The organism is Tepidimonas charontis (assembly GCF_007556685.1).
Taxonomy (GTDB): domain Bacteria; phylum Pseudomonadota; class Gammaproteobacteria; order Burkholderiales; family Burkholderiaceae_C; genus Tepidimonas; species Tepidimonas charontis.
This window is the reverse complement of record NZ_VJON01000084.1, coordinates 1-1939: the sequence shown is the minus strand read 5'-3', so window position 1 is coordinate 1939 and position 1939 is coordinate 1. Positions and strand designations below refer to the sequence as shown.

Annotated in this window: 1 protein-coding gene; it reads right to left on the bottom strand. The window is 73.1% G+C overall.

Features of this window, described 5'->3' with window-relative positions; translation table 11 throughout:
• On the bottom strand, positions 1 to 1939 hold a 1939-nt coding region (locus Tchar_RS13400), incomplete at both ends, for a transglutaminase family protein (RefSeq protein WP_144329472.1).

Here is a 1939-nt window from a genome sequence, read left to right as displayed (position 1 = left end):
GCGGTGAGGGGCTGGGGCACGGGCCAGCCGCGCCGTGCCCAACGGCGCGCAGCCCGGCCCAGCAACCGCGGCCAGGGATCGGTGGGTTGCCAGCGCGCACGCGCCAGCAGCGCCAGGGCGACCAGCGCCGCTGCCAGCAGCACCACCCCCAGCGCCTGGGCCACGTCGCGCCAGTCTTCGGCTGCCCAGCCTAGGCGCTGCAGCAGCGAACGCTGGCGCGTCGCCCCGTAGTTCAGCACCCAGTCGTTCCAGCGTTGATTGGCCGCTTCCCACAGGGCCCGCAGCGCGGCGTGCAAGTGCGGGTCCACCGTCCTGGCCAGCGCGAGCAGTGGGGGAGCCGGTGCCACCAGCCGTTCACCGCTGGCTGTACGTTCGGGAGCCACGGCGGCAGTGGGGTCGATGCGTATCCAGCCCTGGCTGGGCATCCACACTTCGGCCCAGGCGTGGGCGTCGCTGTGGCGGACCGTCCACAGACCGTCGATGGGGTTGCGCTCGCCGCCCTGGTAGCCGGTGACGATGCGCGCCGGAATATCCATGGCGCGCAGCGCCACGACGAAGGCGGAGGCGATGTGCTCGCAAAACCCGGCGCGACGATCGAACCAGAACTCGTCGGCGGTGTCGCGGCCGTAGCGTCCGGGTTCCAGGGTGTAGCGGTAGCCCCCCTCACGCAGCTGGCGCAGCAGGGCCTGCACCAAGACAATGGGTTCTGGCTCGCCCAGTTCGCGGCGCAGCCGTTGTGCCCACGCCAGCGTGCGGGGGTTGAAGCCGGGTGGCAGCTCACGGTCTGCCTGTAGCGCCAGGCGCGGCGCGTCGTGACCCCAGCGCCGCTGCGGATCGGCCTCGCCGCGATAGTGCAGGACGTCGGTGAGGGGGGCACCCAGCCACCACTGGCCATCGGGCGAGCCGTGCACGGGCCCGTCGGTTGCCCCGGCGCCGATGACGGGCGCGGCGCGCGTGCCATCCAGCGTGACCAGCCAGGGCCGCCCGCTCGGCTCGAGCGTGATCTCGTAGCGCAGCGGTGCGCCGCCGTCCGCCCAGCCGCCAACCACGTCGAAGCGCTGCCAGCCCGCCGCCTGCGCTGGCGCATCGGGGCCATACAGAGGCTGCCAGCGGCGGCCATCGAAGACGCGCAGCACGGGGCCGCGGAAGTACAGGTCGGCGCGCGCCGGCGCACCTGCGGGGAAGGCCACGCGCAGCGCGATGCGCTCATCCAGCGCCAAGCGGGCGACGTCGCCGATCTGCATTTGGCCCGACAGGCCACTGCGCCCGATCGTGCTGTCGGTGGGAATGCCCCACAGCGGCGGCAGGCGTGGAAACAGCGCAAACAGCAGCGCCATCAGCGGCGTGCCCAGCAGCAGCAAGGCGCCGGCGGTGCGCGCGGCTTGCCACAGCGGCGGGCGCCCCAGCGGACGCTGCGCCATCACCAGCGCGGTCAGCAGTCCCCACAGGGCGGGCAGCAGGCCCAGCGCCGTCAGCAGCGACTGCGAGTGCAGCAACGGCGTCAGCAACACGAAAAAACCCAGAAAGAAGATCACGTAGGCGTCGCGCTGGGCACGCAGCTCCAGCGTTTTGAGCGCCAGCAGCACCACCACCAGCGTGACACCGGCTTCGGGCCCGAGCAAGGTGCGATGGGTGGCCACCGTGCCGGCCACCGCCGCTGCGGTCACGGCCAGCCGCCACGGCCAGCCAGGCAAGGGTCGGTTACGCCAAGCCAGCCAGCCACGCCAGGCCAGCACGGCGGCCACCAAGCCCAGTGTCCATGCGGGTATCTGGCCCCATTGCAGGGCCGCGATCCAGGCGATGACGGCCAGCACGAACAAGGTGTCGCGGCCTTCGCGCGTGAGCGCATCGGGCGCGGCAAGGCGGCGCTGGCGCCGGTGATCGGGCGCTGGCGACGCAGGCGCTGCGGCCGCCTGGGCCCGGGCGGCGGCGGTGGCGG